4 protein-coding genes are annotated in these 2,685 nt (G+C 58.5%); all 4 read right to left on the bottom strand.

The genetic code is table 11. The features are described from left to right. Nucleotides 1-43: 43 nt before the first annotated feature. Nucleotides 44-271: a hypothetical protein gene (locus tag ACIQWP_RS31815; protein WP_402796455.1), complete on the bottom strand. Its 228-nt coding sequence runs from the start codon at nucleotides 269-271 to the stop codon at nucleotides 44-46. Next, on the bottom strand, nucleotides 268-1,818 hold the full coding sequence (gene tnpC, locus ACIQWP_RS31810; protein ID WP_402796452.1) for an IS66 family transposase: 1,551 nt from the start codon (nucleotides 1,816-1,818) through the stop codon (nucleotides 268-270). Before tnpC ends, ACIQWP_RS31815 begins: the two co-directional genes overlap by 4 nt. 71 nt (nucleotides 1,819-1,889) lie before the next feature. After that, nucleotides 1,890-2,246, bottom strand: a complete 357-nt coding sequence (tnpB, locus tag ACIQWP_RS31805) for an IS66 family insertion sequence element accessory protein TnpB (RefSeq protein ID WP_402796449.1) — start codon at nucleotides 2,244-2,246, stop codon at nucleotides 1,890-1,892. Next, the coding region (gene tnpA, locus ACIQWP_RS31800; protein ID WP_402796446.1) for an IS66-like element accessory protein TnpA at nucleotides 2,243-2,685 on the bottom strand (443 nt) is incomplete at its 5' end. The genes tnpB and tnpA, both read right to left, overlap by 4 nt.

The following is a 2,685-nucleotide window of genomic DNA, read 5'->3' as shown; positions in this document are numbered from 1 at the left end:
GTAAGCGCCGTTCTGGGGCCACGGCGGGTGGAAGCTTATGCTGCTATTTTGTGAGTTTATAGGCAGCCAGACGCTCCGCTTCTGCCAACGCGGCAGTTTTGGTTTTAAAGGGGCCGACATCGTTTTCTTCCGTGTCAGGTAACCACTTTGGAAGGAACCACCAGCCTCCGGGGCGATAACTGGAACTGCTTCTCACAGAGCCGACATTTTTGGCGAAGAACCAGCCGGAGTCGGTTCCATCCTGCTCCCATGAGATGCTCTGCTCTGTCACGGCACACTCCACGCCTGTTCTTTTGTCGGGAGGATTTTATAGGTCATGTATGACCAGGGCAACAACTCGTCGATCCGGCTGTTCGGGTGACCGTTGACGATCCTGGTAAGCACGTCGGCGAGATAGCCAAGCGGTTCGACATCGTTGAGCTTGGCGGTCTCGATGAGTGATGCGATGGTCGCCCAGTGTTCGGCTCCTGCATCGGAGCCTGCAAACAGCGAGTTCTTGCGATTGAGGGCAATCGGTCTGATGGATCGCTCGACGGTGTTGGAGTCGATCTCGATCCGGCCGTCATCGATGAACCTGGTCAGCCCATCCCAGCGTGACAGGGCATAACGGATCGCTTCGGCCAGCTTTGTCTTCTGGCTGATGAGGCCAAGCTGTTCACGTAACCAGGGAGCGAGGCTATCGATGATCGGACGACTCTTTTCCTGACGCGCGATGCTGCGCTCTTCGTGCGTGCGGCCACGTATCTCGTCTTCGATCTTGTAAAGTTCGGCAATGCGTCTGAGTGCCTCCGTGGCAATAGGTGCAGGACCGGCGGCCGCCAGTTCGTAAAAGCGCCGACGAACATGCGACCAGCAGAATGCCAGCGATACGGTGTTCTTGGCAGCCAACGGGCGGTAGCCACTGTAGCCGTCTACCTGGAGAATGCCGACGAAGCCGTCGAGATGGGTCATCGGGCGTTCGGCCTTGCGATCCGGTGCATAGACATAGGCCACTCCGGGCGGATCGTCTCCCTGCCATGGCCTGTCATCGCGAGCATAAGCCCAGAGTTGCCCGGTCTTGGTCTTGCCCCGTCCGGGATCGAGAACCGGGCAAGTCGTTTCGTCGGCAAAGAGTTTTGAAGATGTTTTCAAAACATAGAGCAACCGTTGATGAATAGGCCGCAAATGCCAGGCGGCGCGGCCGACCCAATCCGCGAGTGTCGAGCGGTCGAGATCGATCCCTTGCCGCTTGTAGATTTGCGCCTGACGATAGAGCGGCAGGTGATCGGCATACTTGGAGACCAGGACCTGGGCGACGGTTGCTTCGGTCGGAATGCCGCCTTCGATCAGCCGGGTGGGAGCCGGAGCCTGAACCACGACATCCTCACAGGCCCGGCAGGCATACTTCGGGCGGCGCACGACCAGCACACGGAACTGAGCGGGAACGATGTCGAGCTTTTCGCTGACATCTTCGCCGATCCGATGCAAATCATGGCGGCAGCCTGGGCAGGCATAGTCATCGATATCGACGATCATCTCGATGCGTGGCAGGTGAGCTGGCAAAGAACCCCGGTTCGTTCGCCGTTTGGCAACACGTTCCTGGCGCACAGCGGCAGAGGCTTCTTCTTTCGCTTCCAGACCATCCGCCTCGACCTGTTCAGCTTCTTCCAAGCCTAAGAGAAGCTGATCCTCGGGAAGCGTTTCGGCGCGGCGACCAAAGCGGTGACGCTGTAATTCCTTGATGATCTGACGCAGGCGGGCATTCTCCGCCTCGCGCGAAAGCACCATCGCTTTCAGCGCGTTCAGGTCATCGGGAAGATCGTCCGCCCTTGTCGTCATGGGGCAAGAACAGCATATTTTGCCTCACAAAACGAGATATTGAATGCGGCTGATTCAATTCGTCGCGGCCGTTATCCTGCCATAACGGGGGTGCGTGTTTCGGTTGGCGCATGGACGCGTTTCCAATCCAGCCCCTCAAATAGAGCCGAGAACTGGGCGGATGTCAGATGCATCGCGCCATCCTGCATTCGGGGCCAATGGAACTCGCCATCCTCAAGCCGCTTGGCGACCAGGCACACACCGCTACCGTCCCAGAAGATCAGTTTGATGCGGTCGGTTCGCTTGGCTCGGAATACGTAAATCGTGCCGGAGAACGGGTCAGCTCCCATCTCTGCCTTCACCAGTGCAGCCAACCCCTCTGCGCCTTTGCGGAAGTCGACAGGCTTGGTGGCAATCATGACTTTCACCGCGCCGGACGGACCAATCACGATGATGCCTTCATGGCCGCAATTACGGCTGCAATCGTCGTGGTGTCAGCACCAGATGCAATCCTGATTGTCGCACCACCAATTTCCAGCTCAATCACAGCCTCGCCATGGGCCTTCCTCGGTGAACGTGCTCGCCGTACCTTCCTCGCTGGGGGTATGTCCTGCGGGACGACAATGGCAGGCGCAAACATCGGTGCCTCGTCCGGCGCTGCATCGAGCGGCCTGCGGGCAAGCCGTCGCCAAGTGAATAGCTGTTGCGATGTTAGTCCATGATGCCGTGCCACTGAGCACACCGTCACGCCGGGCTCATAGCTCTCCGCGATGATCCGCGCCTTCAGCTCGTCGCTCCATTCGCGGCGACGACCACTGCCAGTAAAGACCTCGAACCGACGAACCGGCTCTTCATCCCTGGTTTTAAGCGTAAGCTCTGAAATCGACA

Origin of the sequence: Rhizobium sp. NPDC090279 (genome assembly GCF_044769665.1) — a bacterium.
Classification (GTDB): domain Bacteria; phylum Pseudomonadota; class Alphaproteobacteria; order Rhizobiales; family Rhizobiaceae; genus Rhizobium.
The sequence above is the reverse complement of the archived record's forward strand: the minus strand, read 5'-3'. Positions and strand labels throughout refer to the sequence as shown.

What these genes read in the sequence shown, in the direction of transcription:
- tnpC (WP_402796452.1), bottom strand. Translation starts at nt 1,818, where the DNA reads ATGACGACAAGGGCGGACGATCTTCCCGATGACCTGAACGCGCTGAAA.